Below are 22,968 nucleotides of genomic sequence, written 5' to 3' on the forward strand. Positions count from 1 at the left end.
AGCCTTTTGTTCCTTTATTGCTCTTTGTTTCGCAACTTAAGGTTATAAAGGCAGGGCTATGTCATTTCAATTCACTATGTCATCTCATCTAGAAAGTCGAGCATCGCGTTTTTATATGAATTAAATACCAATCTAACTTCAAGATGCGTGTGATTTTTCCCCACGAAGCGGGGAGAAATCAGGCTTCATATCGTGTTGTAAATTGCAACTTGAAGTTTAATGCGTATAGTATAGGATGATCACAAAAATAAGAAATATTACTAGTAATAGATGAGATATCATTTATATTACATTTCTTTTATTTGACATAAGTCATTTCAAAATACCACTTCTGTTGTCTATCTTAATCATTTCAGTAAAAATTTTTTATTAAAGAATTACTTATTGAATAAAAAAGAATCTATTTTGTTATCTTATTGTTTTTTATGTTATTTATTTCAATGCTATCAATTTCTGTAAGAGAAAAATGATATTAATGTAAAAATATATAGATTAGTATTTGGATGGCGGTTATTCTTATAGAACTTCAGCCGAGTGGAAATGTATATATTTTGGGGGATTGTACTTTTTTTGTTGATATTTAAATTCATAATAGTTTAGTTGAAGGATTATTTTATACAGTTTATATCGTTGGTGGATTAATGCGCGATTTTATTCGATGCGCCGTACAATTTCGCTCTTTAGGGCGACGAAGATGTCAACTTTGAGGAACAAGCCAACGCGATACTCATTAGGTAATTAGCGAAATTGCTGACTCTGATAATGTAAGCATGATATAGAGTGCGTATTCATTATTCATATGAATAAACTGATTGGATAATTCATTGATGTTATATGAGTCTCTAATTATAAGGAGGGGTAATTGGAATTGACATTGGGATCAGATCTGGCACGTTTAGTCCGTATCTGGCGCGCTTTAATTGATCATCGTTTGAAACCGTTGAAATTAACTCAGACGCATTGGGTTACTCTATACAATATTAGTCAACTACCACCAGAGCAGTCCCAGATACAGCTCGCAAAAGCTATTGGTATTGAACAACCCTCTTTGGTGAGAACGCTTGATCAATTAGAAGAAAAGAAACTGATTACACGCCACACATGCGCTAATGATCGACGTGCAAAAAGAATCAAATTAACCAAAGAATCGGAAAACTTTATTAGAGAAGTGGATAGTGTTATTGGTTCGACAAGAAAAGAAATTTTGGAGGGAATTACTCATGATGAGTTAATTCTGCTCGCTTCTGTAATAAAGAAAATTGAAAAAAATATTAACCAATTGCACAAACAGGTAATATAAAAATTAATCTATAATAATAAAATCGCGGCCCAGATCTTGTTACTGGTAAACCGCGATTTTTTGTTTTGCGTTATTTGAACATTTTAGAGTGGTGAAACAGTCAAAGAATCTCCGCTGTTTGCGATCCTGACACGTTGCCCTCTGCTGAACACGACACTGTCTAACTTTTGTACTATGATAATATTTTTTCCGCTGTCCATACGAATTTCTAGCTCAATACCTTTCGTTTGGTCTAACGCACCTTCGATTTTTTGGCCAGCCAGGCCGCCAGCAATAGCACCCGCGGCTGTGGCGAGTCTTTGACCAGAACCATCTCCAACTGTATTACCTAGCAGCCCTCCCAAAACAGCACCACCAATGAGACCTAACATACTAGGATCACCGGCTTGCTTACCTTTAATTGTGATGGGGCGTACAGATAGAATAGTGCCATAAGTTACAGTTTGAGCTTGTTTGGCTTGATCAATAGAGTAAGTATCACTAGAAAGTGCTCCCATGTCTGCACAGCCAGACAACGTGGTTACTACAACTGCGCCAACCAGGAAACGTTTTAACATAATCACTCCTAATTTTAATGCCCGAGAGGGAAGCTTGAGAATAAACTTATCACCAAGTGTTCGGCTACTATTCTCAGTAGTAAACACTATTGTTAGCAGCAGAACTAATAAATTTGCCGGCTACTAATAATGCATATTTACATATAATAAATGTTCCCGATGAACTCTGAAAGGAATAATTCCTGAACAAAAGTTTAGCATGTTTTGTGAAGAGCTTTCCAAAACTCAGATTTTATCTCTGATAATGATCATTAAACATATATAGTCCAAATAGGTGTGTTTTATAGTTTACGCAAGATTAAATGTAATCCACATGTTAAATGTGAGCCATTATTGAATAGAGGAGTATTTATGAAGTCAGGACGTTATATTGGTGTGATGTCTGGCACCAGCATGGACGGGGTTGATGTTATTTTGGCGGAGATTAGTGATAAAATTGTTACTCAACAAGTGAGTTATAGCCATCCTTTTCCGCAAGAACTTAAACAAAAATTGTTATCTATTTGTCAAGGACAGCAGACGACATTATCAATGGTCGGAAGATTTGACTATGAGCTTGGCACTCTTTTTGCGGAAGCTGTTCAAGGGTTACTGAATAAAGCCGGGCTGGCGGCAAATGATATTATAGCAATTGGATGTCATGGGCAGACCGTATGGCATGAGCCGGACGGTGAAAAGCCTTTTACCATGCAAATCGGTGACAATAACCGAGTAGCAGCACTTACCAATATCACAACGGTCGGTGATTTCAGACGGCGTGACATGGCTTATGGTGGGCAAGGCGCGCCTTTAGTACCCGCATTCCATATGGCTGTATTGGGTCATCCGACAGAAAGGCGTATTATTTTAAACATTGGCGGAATAGCAAATATTTCAGCACTTCTGCCTAATTCAGCCGTTAAGGGATATGACACCGGTCCGGGCAATATGTTGATGGATGCTTGGACATGGCGGCATAAGCAATTGCCTTATGACAAAGATGCACAATGGGCCAGTGAAGGAACTGTTAATGCATCTTTACTCCAGAAAATGCTTTCTGATCCTTATTTCGCACGTACGGCACCGAAGAGTACAGGGCGTGAATATTTTAATATGGCATGGTTGGAAAAACAGTTGGCTGATTTCCCTGATGTTGCACCCGTGGATGTTCAAGCCACATTAGCTGAACTAACGGCTGTAAGCATTGCTCAACAAGTGATGCTAAGTGGTGGATGTGATCGTCTTCTGGTCTGTGGCGGCGGGGCGCGTAATCCATTCGTGATGAATCGGCTATCGGCTTTATTGCCGGATACTGAAGTGACCACAACAGACAAATATGGTTTGAGTGGAGATGACATGGAAGCACTGGCATTTGCCTGGCTGGCATTCCGAACAATGTCAGGGTTGTCTGGTAATTTACCATCAGTCACAGGTGCGGATAGAGAAACGATTTTAGGGGCAATTTATCCGGTTGTCAGATAATTGGCTGGATAATGATCAAATTAACAGATGATCATTATTAGAAGACGACAGTTGGCTAACAGATAACAATGGTATGCTAATACTCATTAATAAATAGAGAGTTAGAAATGTCAGAAAATAATGAAACCGATATTGCAGAGCTGCGCCGGGAATATATACGTGGTGGGTTAAGGCGAAAAGATCTTACTGAAGAGCCGATTGAACTTTTTGAACGTTGGTTAAAGCAGGCTTGTGAAGCAAAGCTTAGCGATCCGACGGCAATGTGTATTGCGACAGTCGACGAGCATGGACAACCTTATCAACGCATCGTTTTGTTAAAACATTTTGATGCTAATAACTTGATATTCTATACCAATCTTGGCAGTCGCAAGGCAAAACATCTGGCCCAGAATAACCGGATCAGCCTCCATTTTCCTTGGTATCAATTGGAACGACAGGTCAGTTTTCTCGGCAAAGCTGAGCGTCTGTCTCCGATTGAAGTTGTAAAATATTTTCATAGTCGTCCGAGGGATAGCCAAATTGCAGCCTGGGCTTCCCAGCAATCCTCAAAGGTTTCAGCCAGAAGCATTTTGGAAGGGAAGTTTTTGGAGTTGAAACAGAAATTTCAGAATGGTGAAGTTCCTCTCCCTAGTTTTTGGGGCGGATTCAAGGTCAAATTTGACTCAGTTGAATTTTGGCAGGGCGGTGCTCATCGTCTTCATGATCGTTTCCTGTATCAGCGTGATGGTGATAAGTGGAATGTAGACCGTTTGGCCCCTTAAATTGCAAATTACAGCCAATCAGATAGTGACTTACAAAGTAGAAGAAATAATTACTGTTTTTAATACTGGCACTTATATGACTGGCGTTTTATGCTATAGCACTTGATTTATCACGAGATGCTTATATACCCAATAGGTTTCAAGTTGCAGCGTAGCTAATAAGCCGGCAACGTGAAAGAAGAGTATAGAAATATAAGCAAAGTATACAAACTGATGGAGTCATTAATGTCTAGCAATAACCTGATTAAACAACTGCAAGAGCGGGGCCTTGTTGCCCAGGTAACGGATGAAGAGGCGTTAGCTGAGAGACTGGCGCAAGGTCCGGTTTCTCTCTATTGTGGCTTCGATCCTACCGCTGACAGCTTGCATTTGGGCCATCTGGTTCCCTTGCTGTGTTTAAAACGATTCCAACTTGCTGGGCATAAACCTATTGCGTTGGTTGGTGGGGCGACAGGTTTGATTGGCGATCCAAGTTTTAAAGCAACTGAACGCAAGTTGAACACAGAAACAACAGTCAAAGAGTGGGTTGAGAAAATTCGTAACCAGGTTTCTCCGTTCCTTAGTTTTGATGGTGACAATGGTGCAGAGTTGGCCAATAACTACGATTGGTTTGGTCAAATGGATGTGCTGACCTTCCTGCGTGATATCGGTAAGCATTTTTCCGTAAACCAGATGATCAACAAAGAGGCGGTGAAGCAACGTCTTAACCGTGATGATGTCGGTATTTCCTACACTGAGTTTTCTTATAACCTGTTGCAGTCTTATGACTTTGCAAATTTGAATAGAGAATATAGTGTTGAATTACAGATTGGTGGATCAGACCAATGGGGCAACATTACTTCAGGTATCGATTTGGCGCGTCGCTTAAACCAGAAACAAGTGTTTGGCATGACTGTGCCACTTATCACCAAATCAGACGGAACTAAATTTGGTAAGACAGAGGGTGGGGCAGTTTGGTTAGATCCGAAAAAAACGAGTCCGTACAAATTTTACCAGTTCTGGATTAACACAGCAGATGCGGATGTTTATCGTTTCTTGAAATTCTTTACTTTCATGAGCATTGAAGAAATTAATGCGCTGGAAGAAGAAGATAAGAACAGTGGTAAAGCGCCTCGTGCTCAATATGTACTGGCAGAACAAGTTACTGGTCTGGTGCATGGTGAAGCAGGTCTTGCAGCGGCGAAGCGTATCACCGAGAGTTTATTCTCAGGAGCCATTGCCGATTTGACCGAAGAAGATTTCGCTCAACTGGCACAAGATGGAATGCCAACAATAGAACTGGAAAAAGGTGTGGATCTGCAACAAGCATTGGTCACCGCCGAATTTGTTCCTTCCCGTGGACAGGCTCGTACTATGATCAGCTCTAATGCGGTTTCCATCAACGGTGAAAAACAGTCCGAACCTATGTATGTATTTACGGATAATGATTGTTTATTTGGGCGTTATAGCTTATTACGCCGTGGTAAAAAACATTATTGCCTCATCAATTGGAAATAATTAACTGATATTATTAAGGGCAACGATAATGTTGCCCTTAATGTATCTGGTGTCTTTATAAATATTATCTATTCATAAATTAAAAATAATAAACTGGGCCTTATCATGAATAATGTTCTTTCAATTCAGTCTCATGTTGTCTTTGGTCATGCTGGGAACAGTGCGGCTGTTTTTCCGATGCGTCGTATGGGAGTGAACGTATGGGCATTAAATACGGTGCAATTTTCAAACCATACCCAATATCCTCAATGGCGTGGTTGTGTCATGCAGCCGGAACATTTGGCGGAAATCGTGCAGGGAATTGGTGAAATTAATAAACTCGCATCCTGTAATGCGGTTCTGAGTGGTTATATTGGCTCTGCGGAGCAGGGAAATTATATCCTTGATATCGTAAAGCAGGTGAAAGAAGCCAACCCTGATGCATGGTATTTCTGTGATCCTGTCATGGGACATCCAGAAAAAGGATGCATAGTTGCCCCGGGCGTTGCAGAATTTTTATGTGATAAAGCTCTGCCAGCCAGTGATGTTATTGCACCTAATTTGCTGGAGCTTGAAACATTGGCGATGCGAAAAATTAGCAGCGTAGAACAAGCGATATCTGCTGCGCGTGAGTTATGTGAAAAAGGTCCCAGAATTGTATTGGTTAAGCATTTGAGTCGTGCAGGTTATCAGGCCGATTGTTTTGAAATGCTTTTGGTAACTAAAGAACATAGTTGGCACGTTAGTCGCCCATTAATTGATACAGGAGCACGTCAACCAGTTGGTGTGGGTGACTTAACGAGTGGTTTGTTTCTCGCTGATCTATTAAAAAGCCCTTCTTTGACAAATGAAGCATTACAAGCGGCCTTAGAACATGTTGCCGCTGCGGTCTACGAAGTGATGCTGGAAACGCAAAAGAGCGAGGAATATGAATTACAGATTATTGCCGCACAAGATAGGATAGTCACTCCAGAACATCAATTTCATGCTGTCAGAATAGACTAATAATAAAAAAACAGTCCCACCCATAATGTTATGGCTGGAACTGTTTTTAACAGACTACTACTTTAACTCTAATTCATTCATGGCCGCAATGCTGAAGCCACCATCGACATGCAAGATCTCACCGCTAATACCACCAGCCAGATCTGAACATAAGAAGGCAGCCGCATTACCGACATCCTCTGTTGTCACAGTGCGGCGAATAGGTGTAACCGCTTCACAGTGTGCCAGCATCTTACGGAAATCTTTGATACCAGAAGCTGCCAGAGTACGGATTGGGCCAGCAGAGATACCATTGACACGAACACCTTCAGTACCCATTGCATTTGCCATATAACGCACGTTTGCTTCCAGAGAAGCTTTTGCCAGCCCCATTACGTTATAGTTAGGAATGGCACGCTCAGCACCCAAATAACTTAAGGTGAGCAGGGCAGAACCCGGATTTAGCATATTACGGCAGACTTTTGCCATTGCGACAAAGCTGTATGCGCTGATGTCGTGGGCAATTTTGAAACCTTCACGGTTAACAGCGTTAACATAATCACCATCAAGCTGGTCAGCCGGTGCATAACCGATAGAGTGAACAAAACCATCGAATTTAGGCCATACTTTGCCTAATTCAACGAACAATGCGTCGATACTTTCATCTTCAGCCACGTCACATGGCAGAACGATATCTGAATTCAGTGATGCGGCGAATTCTTCGACACGAGGTTTCAACTTGTCATTTTGGTAAGTGAAAGCCAGCTCTGCTCCTTGATCGTGCATTGCCTTGGCAATTCCATAAGCAATAGACAGTTTGCTGGCGACGCCAGTAATGAGAATGCGCTTGCCGGTCATGAAACCCATAGCAGTATCCTTATTGTTCTTTATGATCAAAATTGTTCTTTGTGATCAAACACCAAAAGTCATGGATAAACAGAAATAATAAATCTCTAACCATAACTACGGTATTTATGGTGAATAAACGGGGATGATTCTACCATGCCGGAGGAAAATGTGGTGAGTTTCCCATTCTGTTCCGATCAGTGATTAAAATACATCCAATAAAAACATCAGGTGATATCCTGTCGCCATGCTTCAGCAGACAGGGCTTCACCAAAATGGCTGGCTATCAATTTGCGTGTAATATCATGCAGCGGAGAAGCCAGAACTTCCGCTGTATTGCCACGTTCGACAACTTCCCCTTGATGCATGACCAGAACTTGATCACTGATATGTTTCATCATACCGAGATGTTGGGTGACATAGATATATGAAATACCGTGTTTTTCCTGTAATTCCAGCATCAAGTTGATGATTTGGGAACGCATCGATACATCAAGCGATGCCAGGGCTTCGTCTGCAACAATGATTTGTGGCTGCAATATTAAAGCCCGTGCTAAAGCCACGCGTTGTTTCTGTCCTGATGCGAGCATATGTGGGTAATAATTAGCATGATCTGGCAATAAACCGACCTGACGTAATGTTTGGTTGATACGTTTTTCCCGTTCGGAGGGAGATAACTTCGTATTCAAAATTAATGGCATATCCAGAATCTGACCAATGCGCTGACGAGGATTCAGTGAGGTGCTGGGATCTTGAAAAATCATACGAATGCGCTGGCTGCGGTAGCTATAATCCCCGTAAGACAGCTTATGACCGTTAATCAAAATTTCACCTGAACTTGGTTCAATAACCCCTGATAACATTCTTGCGAGTGTAGATTTACCTGAGCCATTTGCGCCAAGGATAGCAAGTGTTTTTTTCGATTGCAGGGTAAAGCTCACTGGCTTTACGGCGTCAAGTTGATGACGGCGAAATAATCCGGTTCGATAGCGAAATGTTTTAGTCAGATTTTTAACTTCCAGCAATGTCTCAACCACTTATGATTCCTCCATATTCAAAGGGAAATGGCAGGCGAATGCATGGCTCTTAATTACCCGTAGCCGTGGAGTTGCAATACAGGTTTTTTGTGCATAAGGGCAACGTGGCCCCAAACGGCAACCTACCGGCAAATGTTCCAGTGATGGAATAACGCCAGACAGCGTGTTTAACCGACTTTTGTGTGGTAACGGACTGCCAAAATCAGGAATTGAACGGATCAACGCTTGTGTATAGGGATGGTAAGGTTTCACCAGCAACTCATCCGGTGTAGCGCTTTCCACTGTCTGACCGCAATACAGCACATTGATACGTTTGACTAGTTTACTCATCATTTGCAGGTCATGGCTGATTAATAAAATAGTCATGTTGTTGTTCTGATTGAGGCTCGACAGTAAACGAAATATTTGTGCCTGTGTTGTTGGTTCCATTGCATTGGTCGGCTCATCAGCAATCAGCAAGCGTGGCTGGTTGGCAAGCGCAATGGCAATCATCACTTTTTGACATTCACCTTCTGTTAATTCGTAAGGGTAACTGTGCATAATGTCGGAGTGATCTTTAATACCAACACGGTGCAGTAACTCAATTGCGCGGCGTTTTCGCCAATTAAATCTCTGCCACCAACGGCCTTTATACGTCCATCCAGGAATAGATTGAATAATCTGTTTACCAATATTTTCTGATGGATCGAGACATGACTGCGGCTCCTGAAAAATCATTGAAATATTGTGCCCAATCACCTTACGGCGCTGCCGTGGTGTCAGGCGCAATAAATCAATGTCGTTAAAACGGAAACGATCTGCGGTTACTTTGAGGTTATCTTTTGTGACACCACAAATCGCTTTGGCAATCAGACTTTTGCCTGAGCCTGATTCGCCAGCCAAACCCAATATTTCACCTTCTGTCAGTGAAATACTCATCCGGTCAACAGCTTTGACGGGGCCTTCCGCTGTCATGAATTCAATGGTGAGGTTTCGAATATCAAGTAATGGCATCATTCGACTCCTGCGTTAATAGCGCGGTGCAGACCATCACCCAGTAAGTTAACCAGCAAGACGCTGAGCATAATTGCTGCTCCAGGTAACATAACAGTCCAGGGGGCAGCATAGATCAATTCTAATGAATCTCCCAGCATAGCTCCCCATTCGGGAGAAGGTAGTTGTGCTCCAAGGTTGAGAAATCCCAGTGCGGCAATATCAAGAATCGCGATGGAGAGGGTACGGGTTAATTCACTGACTATCACCGCAGTGATATTCGGGAGAACGGCATAACGTAAAATATGGTAGTTTGAAGCGCCATCCAGACGCGCTGCAATAATGTATTCTTTATCCAGTTCGTCATGTACAGCAGTATAAACGGTACGTACAATTCTTGGCAACAATGCCAGAAAAACGGCAATCATGGCATGGTGCAGGCTGGCACCAACAAAAGCGACGACGATGATAGCCAATAGCAATGAAGGAATAGAGAGCAAGGTATCAAGAATATGGTTCATCACCGCCGATTTCAAGCCGTGAGTCATACCGGCAAGGCTACCAATGATTAATCCTACAATGGTTGCCGCCGCAGTGACTATCAAAGCTCCCCCAAATGTGGAAGACGTGCCAATCAATAGACGGCTGAAAATATCACGGCCAAGATCGTCAGTTCCAAGGAAAAAGGCGACATTACCGTGATGTGACCATGAAGGAGGCATAAGTTGGGACATGAATTGTTGGTCAAGCCGATATGGGGCGAAAAGATCACCCAACAGGCACAGTGCAATTAAAATTAACACCCCATAAAAACCTGTCATTGCTAATATATCGGCATAGAAAAATCGCCAGATAACTTTTAATGGCGATGGCATTTTCTTTTCACGGTAAAAATTATCTAACGGCATACCATTCCTTATGCTTTAAGGGATTAGCCATTGCACCAATAATATCTGTCAGAATATTAACGGAAATAACCAACGAGCCTACCACCATGACGCCCGCCGAGATTGCGGAATAATCCTGCTGGCGAATAGCGCTGATGAGCCAGCGCCCTAAACCAGGCCAGTTAAAGACTTGCTCTGTCACCATCGCTAAGGTGAGCATGGTTGAAAATTGTAACCCCAACTTAGGGATAATAGGCGGCAAGGCATTATGCAATAAATGGCGACGAATGATAGTTAACCGTGATAAACCGCGTGTTGCTGCCGATTTGATATAATTTTCACCTGAAACTTCTTCTGCACTATTGCGCATCAAACGGATAACTTCGGTAGTAGGCGCAACGGCCAGTGTCATAACGGGCAAAACCATATGCAGAATAACACTCATGATCATTTCATTGCGATAAGGAGCCTTTGACAGCCAGGCATCAATCAGTGCAGAGCCAGTGACAGGCTCCATCCGATAGAGTAAATCAAAACGTCCTGAGACAGGCAGCCAGCCTAAATAAAGTGAAAAAAGCAGAGTCAGCAGTAACGCTAGCCAGAACACCGGAATGGAGAAACCGCATAGGGCAAATGTACTGATAATGATATCGACTTTTTTATTGCGCCAGACACCCGCAATAATCCCAAGAGGGATGCCGATTAACAAGGCGATGGTAAAAGAGAGGACGCACAGCTCCATTGTGGCAGGGAGAACAGTATACAGTTGTTCGATAATCCGTTCCCCATTAATTCTGGAAATACCAAAATCCCATTGGAGTAAGCTACGGAAGTAGTATACGTAAGCGTCTGACAGTGATGCACCGCTCAAAGCACCATGAGGTGTGAAATACATCAGGCTGAAACTGATTAATGAAAGAAAAAACAACGTCACAACCAGAAGCAACAAACGACGCAGGATATAAATAATCATTGGCTTCCCTTTTTATTTTCATCAGGAACGCTGGCTTCCTGTTCGCGGTAAACTTTGTCAAAGGAACTATTACCGAACGGGCTGAGCACCAATCCTTGAATGTTATAACGAGAGATTTGTAAACGCATCGAATAAGCCAGAGGTAACACAGGTAATTGCTGCGCGAGAATTTCTTGTGCAACATGATAATTTTTGATGCGTGAAGCAAGTTGTTGATTTAATAAGGCATCATGCAGGGCTTCATCAAACGCTGAGTTACACCAACGGCTCAGATTCGTTTGCGACGCAATGGCGGCACAGCTCAATAATGGGCGGAAAAAACTATCGGGATCGTTGCTATCAGTAGACCAGCCTGCCAGCGTCATATCATGGGTTTTATCCATGAGCTGGTTTTCCTGAAAACGGCCTTCGACGGGACGGATAGACATCTTAATACCCACTTGTGCCAAATCGGCTTGGATCAGTTCCGCCATTTTCAGCGGGCTTGGGTTATAGGATTGTGAAGCCGTTGGCACCCATAAAGTTAATTCCAATCCATTTAATCCCAATTCCTTTAACATCTTGCGGGATTTTTCAGGATTGTATTCGGTGATTTCAGCACGATTATCATACGCCCATGATGCACGGGGCAAAATAGAAGCAGCCGTCTCTGCCGTACCATAGTAAATGGATTTCATCAGGCGTTGGTTATTGATGGCGTAAGCAATGGCCTGACGAACGGCTAACTGATCCAATGGTGGTTTACTGGTATTGAAAGCAAGATAGGCGATATTCATGCCAGAACGTAATGTCTGACGCAGATTTGGATCATCATGCAAGATATTCCATTGATTGGCATCGGGATAAGCCAGTACATCGCATTCACCCGTGAGCAATTTTGAGATCCTACCTGTACCCCCTGCGCCAGTATCTATCACAACCTGTTCCATACGCGGTTGACCTTTCCAATACTTATCATGGCGAACAAGGCGGATAAATTGGTCCATCTGATAATCTTCCAGCATGAAGGGACCTGTTCCGACAGGTTTCCAATCTATTTGTCCTTGTCTATTTATTTGCTGTAGTTTTTCAGCATATTCCTGGGACAGGATAGGGGCATAATAGGTTGCCAGGTGCCAGAGAAAAGACGCATCGGGTGCATTAAGGCGAAATTCGACAGTATATTGGTTGATTTCCCGAATATCTTTAACTGAATCACCAAATTGCAAACTGTCAAAATAGGGATAATGTCCCCCATTAACATCATGATAATCATGTGTTTTATCGAAGACACGGCGGAAACTGAAAACAACATCATCCGCGTTCATTGCACGGGTTGGTGTAAACCAATCGGTTGACTGGAAAGCAACATTATGACGCAAATGAAGACGATAAGTTGCCCCATTATCCCGCACTTCCCAATCAGTAGCCAGTTCAGGAATCAGACGATAGGTAAGAGGATCAACACCCAGCAAGCGATTGTAAATCTGTGCAGCCAGCGTATCCACAGTCAAGCCACTGATAGCCATTTGCGGGTTAAACGTATTCAAATTGCCATTAATGCAATAAATAAAACCGTTCTGCCGTAAGGATGTTGAAATATGGGGCAAGCTTTCCGAGGCATTGTTTGGCCTCGACTCTGGAATCATTTTAGTCGGTTCTTGAATGGGTTCCGCAACCGTTTCTGGAGTCGCATTCCTGGCCGCCAGAGTAGGGGCGGAAATTAATAATATCATCCAGTAAATCAAATAACGCATATAAAATGTCAGTCATAAAAAAGAGTTTGGCCATTGTAACTTAATTATCGCTTTCTGCTCAAAAACAACGGGCAGATCACGATAATGAGAAAAATTCTCAATAAAATGCTTTACAAATGTAATTGATAAGTATTATCATTCGCATGTGCTTTCAGGGAGGCATCTTGTAATAGCAAGTATATCTCTCAGAAAAGGCACGACATTGCTCACATTGCTTCCAGTATTTTTATTAGCCGGCTCGGGTGCCGGCTACTTTTTTATCTGTCTACCCTATCTTGCCATTAACATCAATATGGTGTTTCTTGATTAACCCGCGGAACTGGTGGTAAGTCAAATGAAGTTTGTCAGCGGCCTTCCTCTGATTAAATTGACTTTCTGTCAAAGCCTGTAAGAGTAAACTCTTTTCGTTGTCATTTTGCCACTGCCTTAAATCGAGAGGTAATTTGGGAAGAGAATCGTTGATAATCTCACTCTCAGTGGATGAGGAGGCAGATTGCTGTGATGGTGAAAAGGGATTGATGATGATCGTGTTTAATTCATTTTCACTATTACCATGTCGGTAAATAGAGCGTTCGATGACATTCTTTAATTCGCGAACATTGCCAGGCCAGTGATAGGAAAGTAACTGTTGTTTGGCTTTGTCAGTAAATCCGGGGAAAAATGGCAGATCCAACTCACGGCACATCTGAATCGCAAAATTTTGTGCCAGTAACATAATATCTTGTTGCCGTTGGCGCAGTGGTGGAATATGAACCACATCGAACGCGAGTCTGTCAAGCAAATCCGCCCTGAATTTTCCACGGGTAGCCATGGCAGGTAAATCTTCGTTAGTGGCACAGATCAAACGTACATCAACTTGTAATGACTGAGTGCCACCAACACGCTCCAGATGACCATATTCAATGACACGCAATAATTTTTCTTGTACTTGCATGGGAGCCGTGGCGAGTTCGTCAAGAAACAAAGTTCCGCCGTCGGCTCGCTCAAAGCGTCCCTGGTGTTTTGAGCGAGCACCCGTGAATGCCCCCGCTTCATGACCAAAGAGTTCTGAATCAAGCAGATTTTCATTGAGTGCGGCACAGTTCAGGGAAATGAAAGGGCCTTGCCAGCGTGGAGAAAGATAGTGTAAACGGCGGGCAATTAACTCCTTGCCTGTTCCTCGTTCTCCCAGAACTAAAACAGGTTTGTTCAGCTTCGCTAATGCGGAGACTTGTTCCAAAATTTCAATAAAACAGTTTGCTTCACCTAATAGGTTATCAATGAACTGAGACATGGTATTTTTCACCAAAAATTGGTTAATTTAACTAAATTATCGAATTGCAATAAAAAAGCAAATAAAAAGTTATATCAGTAATTTCAATTAGATAATAAAAGTAATAAAGTTGGCATGTATCTTGTATTTAGTTAAATGCCTTACCGTGTATCTTGTTTCCGTTTTAACAATACACAGGCATAACATACATACATTCTAATGAAAGAGGTTTATGACTATGGGTATTTTTTCTCGTTTTGCTGATATCGTGAATGCCAATATCTCTTCTCTGCTGGATAAAGCAGAAGATCCACAGAAAATGATCCGCTTGATGATTCAGGAAATGGAAGACACTCTGGTGGAGATCCGTTCAACTTCTGCCCGTACCCTGGCAGAGAAAAAACAGCTTTTGCGCCGCATTGGCATGGGTGAAAACCAAATTGATGGTTGGCAAGAAAAAGCTGAACTGGCATTGAGCAAGGGTAAAGAAGATTTAGCGCGTGCAGCATTGATTGAAAAACAAAAAGTCACTAGCTTAGTTGAATCACTCACACACGAATTATCCATTCTGGATGAGACGCTGGGACGTATTAAAGGTGAAGTGACAGAGCTTGAAAATAAATTGACAGAAGCGCGTGCGAGACAACAATCATTGGCACTGCGTCATCAGGCTGCGGCATCTTCGCGCCAGGTACGCCGTCAGTTAGATAGTGGTAAAATCGATGAGGCAATGGCGCGCTTCGAACAGTTTGAACGTCGGATAGACCATATGGAAGCGGAAGCAGAAGCTTTTGGGTTGGGTAAACAAAAATCACTCGATCAGCAATTTGCAGAATTGAAGGCAGATGATGAAATCAGTGCACAACTAACGGCCTTGAAAGCTAAAATGAATATCAAAGATTCTCAATGATGACATATGTCATACATAACTAAGGAAAGATAATGGGCTATATATTTCTTGGGATCCCGCTGATCATTTTTGTGCTTTTTGTCTTACCCATCTGGTTGTGGCTGCATTATAGCCACCGCAACAGCAATCAAGATCAGTTAGGGAGCAGTGAAATTCAGCGTTTGGAACAGTTGACGGAGAATGCCAGACGTATGCAAGAACGGATCAAAACGTTAGAAGATATCCTCGACGCAGAGCATCCAAATTGGAGACAGTCATAATGTCAAATCAATACCGTCGAAAACTTTACCGTCTGCCAGAGCAGGGGGTAGTTAAAGGAGTTTGTGCCGGACTGGCAGACTATTTTGACGCACCCGCTCCGCTTATTCGTATCATCGCGGTATTATCGCTGTTCTTTGGTCTATTTGGCATAACGGTATTGGCTTATATTATCTTGACCTTTGTCATGGAGCCCGCACCTGCGGGATATTCAGCAGAGGAAAAGTATAGAGGGCCATCAACACAGAAGATGTTGGACGAAATAGACGACCAATTGAAAGCAAGCGAAGCACGTTTACGTCAAATGGAACGCTATGTGACTTCTGATACTTACAATGTGCGTAGCCGTTTCCGCCAGCTTTGAGTTGTAACCAGACAGTGGATATAGCATGGGATCTGGCTTGTAACATCGGCAAAATTTGCCATTATTTCCGTTGCTACAGGCCAGATGAGACTGATTCACAGTATTCCCATTTAGGAGAAACATGAAACGGTTGCAAAACGAACTAACAGCACTTGTTAATCGTGGTATGGACCGTCATTTGCGACTGGCGGTAACAGGATTAAGTCGCAGTGGAAAGACCGCATTTATTACTTCCTTGGTAAACCAACTTTTGCATGTTCACAGTGGAGCCAGATTGCCGCTGTTTTCTGCCGTGCGTGATGGACGCTTGCTTGGCGCAAAGCGGGTGCCACAACGAGATTTTGGGGTGCCTCGTTTTACCTATGATGAAAACATCGCAGAATTGTATGACACTCCCCCTGACTGGCCGACGCCAACCCGTGGTGTAAGTGAAATACGTTTAGCGTTGCGCTATCGTTCGGAAGATTCCTTATTCCGCTACCTTAAAGAAACTTCTACCCTTTATTTAGAAATTGTCGATTATCCGGGCGAATGGTTATTGGATTTACCCATGCTGGAACAAAATTATCTGGCATGGTCACGGCATATGTATGGATTAGTGAAAGGAGAAAGAGCGAATTGGGCTAAGCCATGGTTAGCGTTATGCCAGCAATGTGATCCACTGGCACCTGCTGATGAAAATTTACTGGCCAAAATCGCTCAGGCTTATACGGATTACCTGCATCAATGTAAACAACAAGGTTTGCATTTTATCCAACCTGGCCGTTTTATCTTGCCGGGAGATTTGGCGGGAGCACCTGCGCTGCAATTTTTCCCGTGGCCGGATATTGACAGAATCGGAGAGCCACAACTGGCAAAGGCGGATAAACACACCAACATTGGCATGTTGCGTGAGCGTTTTGCTTATTACTGTGATCATATCGTTAAAGCGTTCTATAAAGAGCATTTTCTGCGTTTTGATCGGCAAATTGTGCTGGTGGATTGCTTGCAACCATTAAATAGTGGCCCGCAAGCTTTCAATGATATGCGACTTGCATTAACACAACTTATGCAGAGTTTTCATTATGGTAAACGAACACTGTTTCGTCGTTTATTTTCGCCTTGCATCGATAAATTGCTGTTTGCTGCCAGCAAAGCAGATCATATTACGTCAGATCAACATGCCAATCTCGTTTCACTCTTACAGCATTTGGTACAGGAAGCATGGCAAAATGCGGCGTTTGAAGGGATCAGTATGGATTGTGTAGGGCTTGCATCTGTTCAGGCAACAGAGAGCGGCATTGTCATGCATAAAGGTGAAAAAATCCCTGCCATCAAAGGCAATCGCTTGTCAGATGATAAGTTATTGACATTTTTTCCAGGTGAAGTGCCACAGCGCTTGCCAAATAGTGAATTCTGGCAGAAACAGGGGTTTAATTTTGAATCATTTCGGCCAAAACAAGCCAATGTCAACACCCCGTTATCCCATATTCGCATGGATAGCGTGATGGAATTTTTATTGGGAGACAAATTAACATGACCGAACCTTTAAAACCGCGAATAGATTTTGACGATCTTACACAAACAGCGTCTGAGCCATCACTAAAAGCAAAAAAAGAATTTATTGGGCAGGAAGAAGAATTCTATCCGGTTATGTCAGAGCGGGAAGCGGAGGAGAAGGAAAGTGAATTTGAAGGTGCAGTGTATGCTGCGCTGAAACCAAAACGTAGTTTCTGGCGAAAAGTTTTTATCAGTGCTGTCCTGCTATTGGGGGCGAGTATTGTTGCCCAATGTATTCAGTGGATCTACCAGGCATGGCGGCAACATGACTGGATTGCACTGGGGATCACAGCAGCAGGCAGTATGATTGTATTTGCGGGAATAGACAGTGTGATAAAGGAATGGCGGCGTCTTCACCATTTACGGCAGCGTACAGAAGAGCGAGACACGGCGAAAACGCTATTGCAAAGTCATGGCATTGGCAAGGGAAGGCAATTTTGTGAAAAATTAGCAGAACAGGCTGGCATTGAGCGACAGCATCCGGCATTACAGCGTTGGCAGGCAGCCGTGCATGAGACGCACAATGATCGTGAAATTGTCATGCTATACAGTCAATTAGTTCAGCCTGTCCTGGATACGCAAGCCAGGCAAGAGATCAGTCGCTCAGCCGCGGAATCGGCTTTGATGATCGCTGTTAGTCCATTGGCTATCGTGGATATGGCTTTTATTGCCTGGAGAAACATTCGGCTCATTAATCGTATTGCAGCGCTTTATGGTATCGAGTTAGGTTATTTCAGCCGTATTCGCTTATTTCGGTTAGTATTACTGAATATTGCCTTTGCAGGAGCCTCAGAGTTAGTCAGAGAAGTGGGTATGGACTGGTTGTCACAAGACATTGCGGCTCGTCTTTCTGCACGTGCTGCACAAGGGATTGGTGCAGGGTTGCTGACAGCCCGTTTGGGCATCAAGGCAATGGAATTGTGTCGGCCTTTGCCGTGGATTGATGGAAATAAACCGAAGTTAGGCGATTTTCGCCACCAATTACTTGCTCAGCTTAAAAGTACGTTACCAATGAAAAACAAAAGCAAAGCCAAAGAGGCAATAAAAAAGTAACCAAATTAATAACAAATGTCACATCAGGTTGACATCTTATTTTCTTGTAAACTTTTGCTGACAAGGGCTTCATCTATTGGATAGTAACGGGTAACATTTCAGGCAGTTAAGAACATCGTGTCAATAAGGTCAGAAAAATGCGATTGGAAGTTACTTGTCAGGATCGAATTGGGTTAACCCGCGAGTTACTTGATTTACTGGTTTTACGAAATATTGACCTGAAAGGAATTGAAATTTCTCCTGCATGTCGTATTTACCTTAATTTCACTCAAATTGATTTCAATATCTTCCGGGAGTTGATGGCAGAAATTCGCCGTATCAATGGCGTTATTGATGTCAGGACAGTTGCCTTTATGCCATCAGAAAAAGAGCATAGGGCGATGTGGACACTGTTGGAATCGGTTCCCGAACCCATCTTTTCTATTGACATGAAAGGCAATGTTGAACTGGTTAACTCTGCGGCTTTGGCATTGTTTGGTGTCAGTAAAGAAAAAATTAACCAAAAAAACATTGGTCATTTGATTAATAATTACAATTTCCTTCGCTGGCTTGAAAGTGAGCATCATCAACCCCATTCAGCACAACTATCCATCAAAGGGCAAAAGTATGGAATGGATATTATTCCTATGCAATTAACGGATGAAAATCAAGTTGTCAGATGTGCAGGGGCGGTAATTATGCTGCGTTCTGGTGAACATCAGCCAACGGGGTATATTGAATCATCACGCAAAAAATTAACCGTAAGTGATGATAATGCTTTTGAACAGATTATTGCTGTCAGTCCTAAAATGGTTCATATCGTTGAGCAGGCCCGTAAAATGGCAATGCTCGATGTTCCCTTGCTGCTTGTTGGTGAAACAGGAACAGGAAAAGATGAATTTGCTAAAGCCTGTCATTTGCGCAGTGCAAGGGGAAAACAGCCTTTTCTTGGGCTAAATTGTGCTTCTATGCCGGATGATGTTGTAGAAAGTGAACTGTTTGGTTATGCGGCGGGAGCCTACCCCAATGCATTGGAAGGTAAAAAAGGATTCTTCGAACAGGCTAATGGCGGTACGGTTTTGTTAGATGAAATTGGTGAAATGTCGCCACAGATGCAGACTAAATTACTGCGTTTCTTGAATGATGGAACATTTCGTCGTGTAGGTGAAGAGAATGAAGTTAAGGTAAACGTCCGGATCATTTGCGCCACGCAGAAAAACTTAATGGAGTTGGTACAAAAAGGGGAGTTTCGGGAAGATCTCTACTATCGGCTGAATGTCTTAACCATCACATTACCGCCTTTGCGGGAACGTCAGGCGGATATCATGCCATTGGCAGACTATTTTGTAACACGTTTTGCGCAAGAACAGGGCTTACATAAGCCTAAATTCTCTGCTGATTTAGAGCAATTTTTGTGTGGTTACCATTGGCCAGGCAATGTCAGACAGCTTCGTAATGCGATATATCAGGCTTTGACTCAACTTGAGAGTAACAAACTTAGCCCGCAGGATATCCGGCTACCCGAACTAGAAGCCGAGGTAACATTTAATGAAGATATTCTGGTGGGATCTTTGGATGAAATCAGCAAGCGTTTTGAACGCTCTGTGCTGACACGTCTTTATCGTCATTACCCCAGTACACGTAAGCTGGCAAAACGGCTTGGTGTTTCTCACACGGCAATCGCCAATAAATTACGTGAATATGGTCTGAATGGTAAAAAACACTTAGTTGAACATGAAGACGGTGAACAATAACTGAAGTATTACGGCTTTTAACAATATCTTATATATGAAATAAGCTGGCGACGATAAAATGATAAATTGTGATTTTATCATCGCCAGACAATAAGATTTAAACACTAAACCTTAAAAAACAATTACTTCAATGCGGCTAACGCGCTGTCATAGTCAGGTTCATTGGTGATTTCATCGACCAACTGGCTATAAATAACTTGATTATTTTCATCCAGAACAACAACAGCGCGTGCAGTCAGTCCACCCAATGGGCCTTCGCCGATTGCAACGCCGTAATCTTCCTGAAATTTCCCGCCACGCAGTGTAGAAAGAGTGACAACATTAGACAGACCTTCAGAACCACAGAAACGAGACTGCGCGAAAGGCAAATCCGCTGAAATGCACAGCACAACAGTATTATCTAATTCGCTGGCAAGTTGGTTGAACTTACGGACAGATGTGGCACAAACACCGGTGTCAATGCTTGGGAAGATATTAAGCACTTTACGTTTACCTGCGTAATGGCTCAATGTTACATCAGCGAGATCTTTGGCAACTAGCGTGAATTCTTTTGCTGCCTGACCTGCTTGTGGAAAATCTCCATTAACGGTGATATCGCCACCTTGAAACTTGACTGTTTGTGTCATGATTTAATCTCTCTATAAAGTAAACAACGCCGCCAGTGTAAAGGAATAGTGCGATCTTGCCCACAAAAAGAAATAAAATATTCATCCTTCTTTTAATTAACAATATCTTATAATTTATTTATCAAAAAAATACCGTATTGAAGAAAGTCACTATACCAATGGTCGATGGATCAAATCGTGGTTAAAAGGATACCCGATCACTAATCCTGAAGATATCGCCTATAGTCATATCCTGTAACACAATTGAGCATGAAGAGTAAGTACAAATAAGGAGCAGATGTGAAAGCGATCTATGGCTCGGTATTTAAAGGTTCAAATGCAATTTATGCCTGTCAATTAAATGGCAAGGGAGGTGTTACCGCATTTGGGGATAATTCACTCGTAACCGCAGAGCAACCAGTGTGGCAACATCTTGATTATAAAAATCCGGCTAGCCATCAATGGATTATGAATACAACCTTGCTACCGTTCCCAGTAAAGGAGGGGTTAGTGAGTGATAATATTCGTCCAAAGGTTGTGCGCACAGGTGAAGGAACTTTGATTACCTTGAGATCGGTGAACCGTAATGATAATGCGCGTCCCGATCATCTGGTTTCATTTCGCATCTATATTAATGACAAAATTATTATCTCCAGCCGGCATCGAAAAATTCATTCCATCGATCAGGTCTTGGCTGATTTGCATAACGGTGTTGGTGCGAAAAGTACAGGGAATTGGTTGGTAGAAATAGCGGGGGCCATTACTGATGAAGCCAATGATTTTATTGAAGAGCTACATGACAACCTGATTGAGTTTGAAGATGATATTTTGGAACAGAAAGTTCCTGGTCGCGGAGAATTAGTATTACTGCGTAAACAGCTAATCGTTCTGCGCCGATATATGGCACCACAACGGGATATTTTTATCCGTTTGGCCAGTGAAAAATTGCCTTGGATGAATGACGAAGAGCGCCGTTTAATGCAGGAGATTGCTGACCGGTTGGGTAGGGGAATAGATGATCTTGATGGTTGTATTGCCCGAACCGCAATTCTTGCTGATGAGATCACGTCCATGATGGCGGATGCCATGAACCGCCGTACTTACATGATGTCTCTATTGGCGATGGTATTCTTGCCAACCACCTTTTTGACTGGATTGTTCGGTGTCAACTTGGGCGGAATACCCGGTAATGAGTATCAGTTTGGGTTCGGTTTGTTCACGCTTTTGTTGTCACTATTAATGGTGGCTTTTGCGTGGTGGTTAAGGCGAAGCAAATGGCTATAGGATTTGAGATAAATCAATGATTGGTTGCCATAGTTAAGGCATCATAGTTTCCGCAGGTGAATGCAACGTTGAACGTTGTGCTCCATAATTGTAGTTTTTCTCATATTGAGTTTTACACAGAATAATTGCTCATTAATTATGCCGATACTTGTTTTAGTATCGGCTATTTTTGTATATAGAAAACCCCCAGCTAGGCTGGGGGTTCCGTAGAGCTTACAGCTCTAAGTCCGCTATAAAAACCCCTTTTGATTTGTTAAAACACCTTGCGGTCTGGCAACTGCAAAAGTGAATGAAGAAATCGAAAGGGGGTCCCACAATGAGGGATGAAAAGAGCTTAGCGCATACCCGATGGAACTGTAAATACCACATAGTCTTTGCCCCAAAATACCGAAGGCAGGTGTTCTACGGAGAAAAACGGAGAGCGATAGGCAGCATATTAAGAAAACTGTGTGAATGGAAAAACGTGAACATATTGGAGGCAGAATGTTGTGCGGATCACATCCACATGCTTCTGGAAATCCCGCCCAAGATGAGTGTGTCGAGCTTTATGGGGTATCTGAAGGGGAAAAGTAGCCTGATGCTTTATGAGCAATTTGGTGATCTCAAATTCAAATATCGCAATCGTGAGTTTTGGTGTCGGGGGTATTACGTTGATACAGTGGGGAAAAATGCAGTAAAGATACAGGAATACATAAAGCATCAACTGGAGACGGATAAATTGGGAGAACAATTATCAATCCCGTATCCCGGTAGCCCGTTTACGGGCCGTAAGTAATCAATGAATGCAAATGTCAGATCGCCATGCGCCTGTTAGGGCGCGGCTGGTAAGAAAGCCTTATAGGCGCATATGAAAAACCCCCGGCTATGCCCTGTCTCTTGATCACATCTCTAGCTCAAGAGACTGTACAAGCAGGTAACCTTCCAGGATAGTTTGTAATATGAACCATCCTTCCCATAATCTTTCCCATCCTACTCGACCA

The 22,968-nt window shown here is 42.7% G+C and carries 22 protein-coding genes; 13 read left to right on the forward strand and 9 right to left on the reverse strand.

The genetic code is table 11. The features are described 5' to 3' along the window. Window positions 1-862: 862 nt before the first annotated feature. Window positions 863-1,300, forward strand: coding sequence for a transcriptional regulator SlyA (slyA, locus tag IQ211_RS11000; protein ID WP_099132866.1), 438 nt, complete (start codon window positions 863-865; stop codon window positions 1,298-1,300). Between the two features lie 83 nt (window positions 1,301-1,383). On the opposite strand, the gene IQ211_RS11005 is transcribed toward slyA, so the two are convergent. Beyond that, window positions 1,384-1,857, reverse strand: a complete 474-nt coding sequence (locus IQ211_RS11005; RefSeq protein ID WP_189760278.1) for an outer membrane lipoprotein — start codon at window positions 1,855-1,857, stop codon at window positions 1,384-1,386. A 351-nt stretch (window positions 1,858-2,208) separates the two neighbouring features. Here IQ211_RS11005 and anmK point away from each other — a divergent pair, with 351 nt between their 5' ends. From anmK to pdxY, 4 genes are all read left to right on the forward strand, one after another. Next, window positions 2,209-3,318, forward strand: a complete 1,110-nt coding sequence (gene anmK / locus IQ211_RS11010; RefSeq protein ID WP_189760279.1) for an anhydro-N-acetylmuramic acid kinase — start codon at window positions 2,209-2,211, stop codon at window positions 3,316-3,318. 107 nt (window positions 3,319-3,425) lie between these two features. Further along, window positions 3,426-4,079, forward strand: coding sequence for a pyridoxamine 5'-phosphate oxidase (pdxH, locus tag IQ211_RS11015; RefSeq protein ID WP_189760280.1), 654 nt, complete (start codon window positions 3,426-3,428; stop codon window positions 4,077-4,079). Window positions 4,080-4,304: 225 nt separating this feature from the next. Beyond that, a complete protein-coding gene (gene tyrS, locus IQ211_RS11020; protein WP_189760281.1) occupies window positions 4,305-5,576 on the forward strand; it encodes a tyrosine--tRNA ligase in 1,272 nt (423 codons plus the stop codon). Window positions 5,577-5,681: 105 nt separating this feature from the next. Continuing rightward, window positions 5,682-6,560, forward strand: coding sequence for a pyridoxal kinase PdxY (gene pdxY / locus IQ211_RS11025; RefSeq protein ID WP_189760282.1), 879 nt, complete (start codon window positions 5,682-5,684; stop codon window positions 6,558-6,560). A gap of 57 nt (window positions 6,561-6,617) precedes the next feature. Here the strand turns inward: pdxY and fabI are convergent, their stop codons facing one another. The 7 genes from fabI to pspF all read right to left on the reverse strand — a co-directional run bounded on the left by fabI (window position 6,618) and on the right by pspF (window position 14,263). Then, window positions 6,618-7,406: an enoyl-ACP reductase FabI gene (fabI, locus tag IQ211_RS11030; RefSeq protein WP_189760283.1), complete on the reverse strand. Its 789-nt coding sequence runs from the start codon at window positions 7,404-7,406 to the stop codon at window positions 6,618-6,620. 206 nt (window positions 7,407-7,612) lie between these two features. Next, window positions 7,613-8,422, reverse strand: a complete 810-nt coding sequence (gene sapF, locus IQ211_RS11035; RefSeq protein ID WP_189760284.1) for a putrescine export ABC transporter ATP-binding protein SapF — start codon at window positions 8,420-8,422, stop codon at window positions 7,613-7,615. Further along, complete coding sequence (gene sapD / locus IQ211_RS11040; RefSeq protein ID WP_189760297.1) at window positions 8,423-9,415, reverse strand: putrescine export ABC transporter ATP-binding protein SapD; 993 nt, start codon at window positions 9,413-9,415, stop codon at window positions 8,423-8,425. Then, window positions 9,415-10,302, reverse strand: a complete 888-nt coding sequence (gene sapC, locus IQ211_RS11045; RefSeq protein WP_189760285.1) for a putrescine export ABC transporter permease SapC — start codon at window positions 10,300-10,302, stop codon at window positions 9,415-9,417. The genes sapD and sapC overlap by 1 nt, the downstream gene beginning before the upstream one ends. Continuing rightward, window positions 10,289-11,254, reverse strand: a complete 966-nt coding sequence (gene sapB, locus IQ211_RS11050; RefSeq protein ID WP_189760286.1) for a putrescine export ABC transporter permease SapB — start codon at window positions 11,252-11,254, stop codon at window positions 10,289-10,291. Before sapB ends, sapC begins: the two co-directional genes overlap by 14 nt. Further along, window positions 11,251-12,990: an ABC transporter substrate-binding protein SapA gene (gene sapA / locus IQ211_RS11055; protein ID WP_189760287.1), complete on the reverse strand. Its 1,740-nt coding sequence runs from the start codon at window positions 12,988-12,990 to the stop codon at window positions 11,251-11,253. Before sapA ends, sapB begins: the two co-directional genes overlap by 4 nt. Window positions 12,991-13,255: 265 nt before the next feature. Then, window positions 13,256-14,263: a phage shock protein operon transcriptional activator gene (pspF, locus tag IQ211_RS11060; protein WP_189760288.1), complete on the reverse strand. Its 1,008-nt coding sequence runs from the start codon at window positions 14,261-14,263 to the stop codon at window positions 13,256-13,258. 217 nt (window positions 14,264-14,480) lie between these two features. Here pspF and pspA point away from each other — a divergent pair, with 217 nt between their 5' ends. The 6 genes from pspA to tyrR all read left to right on the forward strand — a co-directional run bounded on the left by pspA (window position 14,481) and on the right by tyrR (window position 20,099). Continuing rightward, window positions 14,481-15,152: a phage shock protein PspA gene (gene pspA / locus IQ211_RS11065; RefSeq protein ID WP_189760298.1), complete on the forward strand. Its 672-nt coding sequence runs from the start codon at window positions 14,481-14,483 to the stop codon at window positions 15,150-15,152. Between the two features lie 32 nt (window positions 15,153-15,184). After that, window positions 15,185-15,412 (forward strand): envelope stress response membrane protein PspB, encoded by a 228-nt coding sequence (pspB, locus tag IQ211_RS11070; protein WP_189760289.1) that lies wholly within the window; start codon window positions 15,185-15,187, stop codon window positions 15,410-15,412. Further along, a complete protein-coding gene (gene pspC / locus IQ211_RS11075; RefSeq protein WP_189760290.1) occupies window positions 15,412-15,774 on the forward strand; it encodes an envelope stress response membrane protein PspC in 363 nt (120 codons plus the stop codon). The genes pspB and pspC overlap by 1 nt, the downstream gene beginning before the upstream one ends. Window positions 15,775-15,895: 121 nt before the next feature. Continuing rightward, window positions 15,896-17,293 carry a YcjX family GTP-binding protein gene (locus IQ211_RS11080; protein WP_189760291.1) on the forward strand — a complete coding sequence of 466 codons (1,398 nt, stop codon included), beginning with the start codon at window positions 15,896-15,898 and terminating at the stop codon, window positions 17,291-17,293. After that, on the forward strand, window positions 17,290-18,366 hold the full coding sequence (locus IQ211_RS11085) for a YcjF family protein (protein WP_189760292.1): 1,077 nt from the start codon (window positions 17,290-17,292) through the stop codon (window positions 18,364-18,366). The genes IQ211_RS11080 and IQ211_RS11085 overlap by 4 nt, the downstream gene beginning before the upstream one ends. Window positions 18,367-18,503: 137 nt before the next feature. Then, a complete protein-coding gene (gene tyrR / locus IQ211_RS11090; RefSeq protein ID WP_189760293.1) occupies window positions 18,504-20,099 on the forward strand; it encodes a transcriptional regulator TyrR in 1,596 nt (531 codons plus the stop codon). 122 nt (window positions 20,100-20,221) lie between these two features. On the opposite strand, the gene tpx is transcribed toward tyrR, so the two are convergent. Then, window positions 20,222-20,725 carry a thiol peroxidase gene (tpx, locus tag IQ211_RS11095; RefSeq protein WP_189760294.1) on the reverse strand — a complete coding sequence of 168 codons (504 nt, stop codon included), beginning with the start codon at window positions 20,723-20,725 and terminating at the stop codon, window positions 20,222-20,224. 279 nt (window positions 20,726-21,004) lie between these two features. Here tpx and zntB point away from each other — a divergent pair, with 279 nt between their 5' ends. Both zntB and tnpA read left to right on the forward strand, forming a co-directional pair. Further along, complete coding sequence (zntB, locus tag IQ211_RS11100) at window positions 21,005-21,988, forward strand: zinc transporter ZntB (RefSeq protein WP_189760295.1); 984 nt, start codon at window positions 21,005-21,007, stop codon at window positions 21,986-21,988. 316 nt (window positions 21,989-22,304) lie between these two features. After that, window positions 22,305-22,763 carry an IS200/IS605 family transposase gene (tnpA, locus tag IQ211_RS11105; protein ID WP_189760296.1) on the forward strand — a complete coding sequence of 153 codons (459 nt, stop codon included), beginning with the start codon at window positions 22,305-22,307 and terminating at the stop codon, window positions 22,761-22,763. Window positions 22,764-22,968 lie beyond the last annotated feature (205 nt).

Source organism: Xenorhabdus griffiniae (assembly GCF_015163655.1).
GTDB classification, from domain to species: domain Bacteria; phylum Pseudomonadota; class Gammaproteobacteria; order Enterobacterales; family Enterobacteriaceae; genus Xenorhabdus; species Xenorhabdus griffiniae.

Coding starts and splice junctions, on each gene's coding strand:
- pspA (WP_189760298.1), top strand. CDS start 14,481: ATGGGTATTTTTTCTCGTTTTGCTGATATCGTGAATGCCAATATCTCT.
- IQ211_RS11005 (WP_189760278.1), bottom strand. CDS start 1,857: ATGTTAAAACGTTTCCTGGTTGGCGCAGTTGTAGTAACCACGTTGTCT.
- fabI (WP_189760283.1), bottom strand. CDS start 7,406: ATGGGTTTCATGACCGGCAAGCGCATTCTCATTACTGGCGTCGCCAGC.
- IQ211_RS11085 (WP_189760292.1), top strand. CDS start 17,290: ATGACCGAACCTTTAAAACCGCGAATAGATTTTGACGATCTTACACAA.
- anmK (WP_189760279.1), top strand. CDS start 2,209: ATGAAGTCAGGACGTTATATTGGTGTGATGTCTGGCACCAGCATGGAC.
- tnpA (WP_189760296.1), top strand. CDS start 22,305: ATGAGGGATGAAAAGAGCTTAGCGCATACCCGATGGAACTGTAAATAC.
- sapC (WP_189760285.1), bottom strand. CDS start 10,302: ATGCCGTTAGATAATTTTTACCGTGAAAAGAAAATGCCATCGCCATTA.
- pspC (WP_189760290.1), top strand. CDS start 15,412: ATGTCAAATCAATACCGTCGAAAACTTTACCGTCTGCCAGAGCAGGGG.
- sapA (WP_189760287.1), bottom strand. CDS start 12,990: ATGCGTTATTTGATTTACTGGATGATATTATTAATTTCCGCCCCTACT.
- pdxH (WP_189760280.1), top strand. CDS start 3,426: ATGTCAGAAAATAATGAAACCGATATTGCAGAGCTGCGCCGGGAATAT.
- tyrR (WP_189760293.1), top strand. CDS start 18,504: ATGCGATTGGAAGTTACTTGTCAGGATCGAATTGGGTTAACCCGCGAG.
- sapD (WP_189760297.1), bottom strand. CDS start 9,415: ATGCCATTACTTGATATTCGAAACCTCACCATTGAATTCATGACAGCG.
- tpx (WP_189760294.1), bottom strand. CDS start 20,725: ATGACACAAACAGTCAAGTTTCAAGGTGGCGATATCACCGTTAATGGA.
- IQ211_RS11080 (WP_189760291.1), top strand. CDS start 15,896: ATGAAACGGTTGCAAAACGAACTAACAGCACTTGTTAATCGTGGTATG.
- pdxY (WP_189760282.1), top strand. CDS start 5,682: ATGAATAATGTTCTTTCAATTCAGTCTCATGTTGTCTTTGGTCATGCT.
- sapB (WP_189760286.1), bottom strand. CDS start 11,254: ATGATTATTTATATCCTGCGTCGTTTGTTGCTTCTGGTTGTGACGTTG.
- pspB (WP_189760289.1), top strand. CDS start 15,185: ATGGGCTATATATTTCTTGGGATCCCGCTGATCATTTTTGTGCTTTTT.
- tyrS (WP_189760281.1), top strand. CDS start 4,305: ATGTCTAGCAATAACCTGATTAAACAACTGCAAGAGCGGGGCCTTGTT.
- pspF (WP_189760288.1), bottom strand. CDS start 14,263: ATGTCTCAGTTCATTGATAACCTATTAGGTGAAGCAAACTGTTTTATT.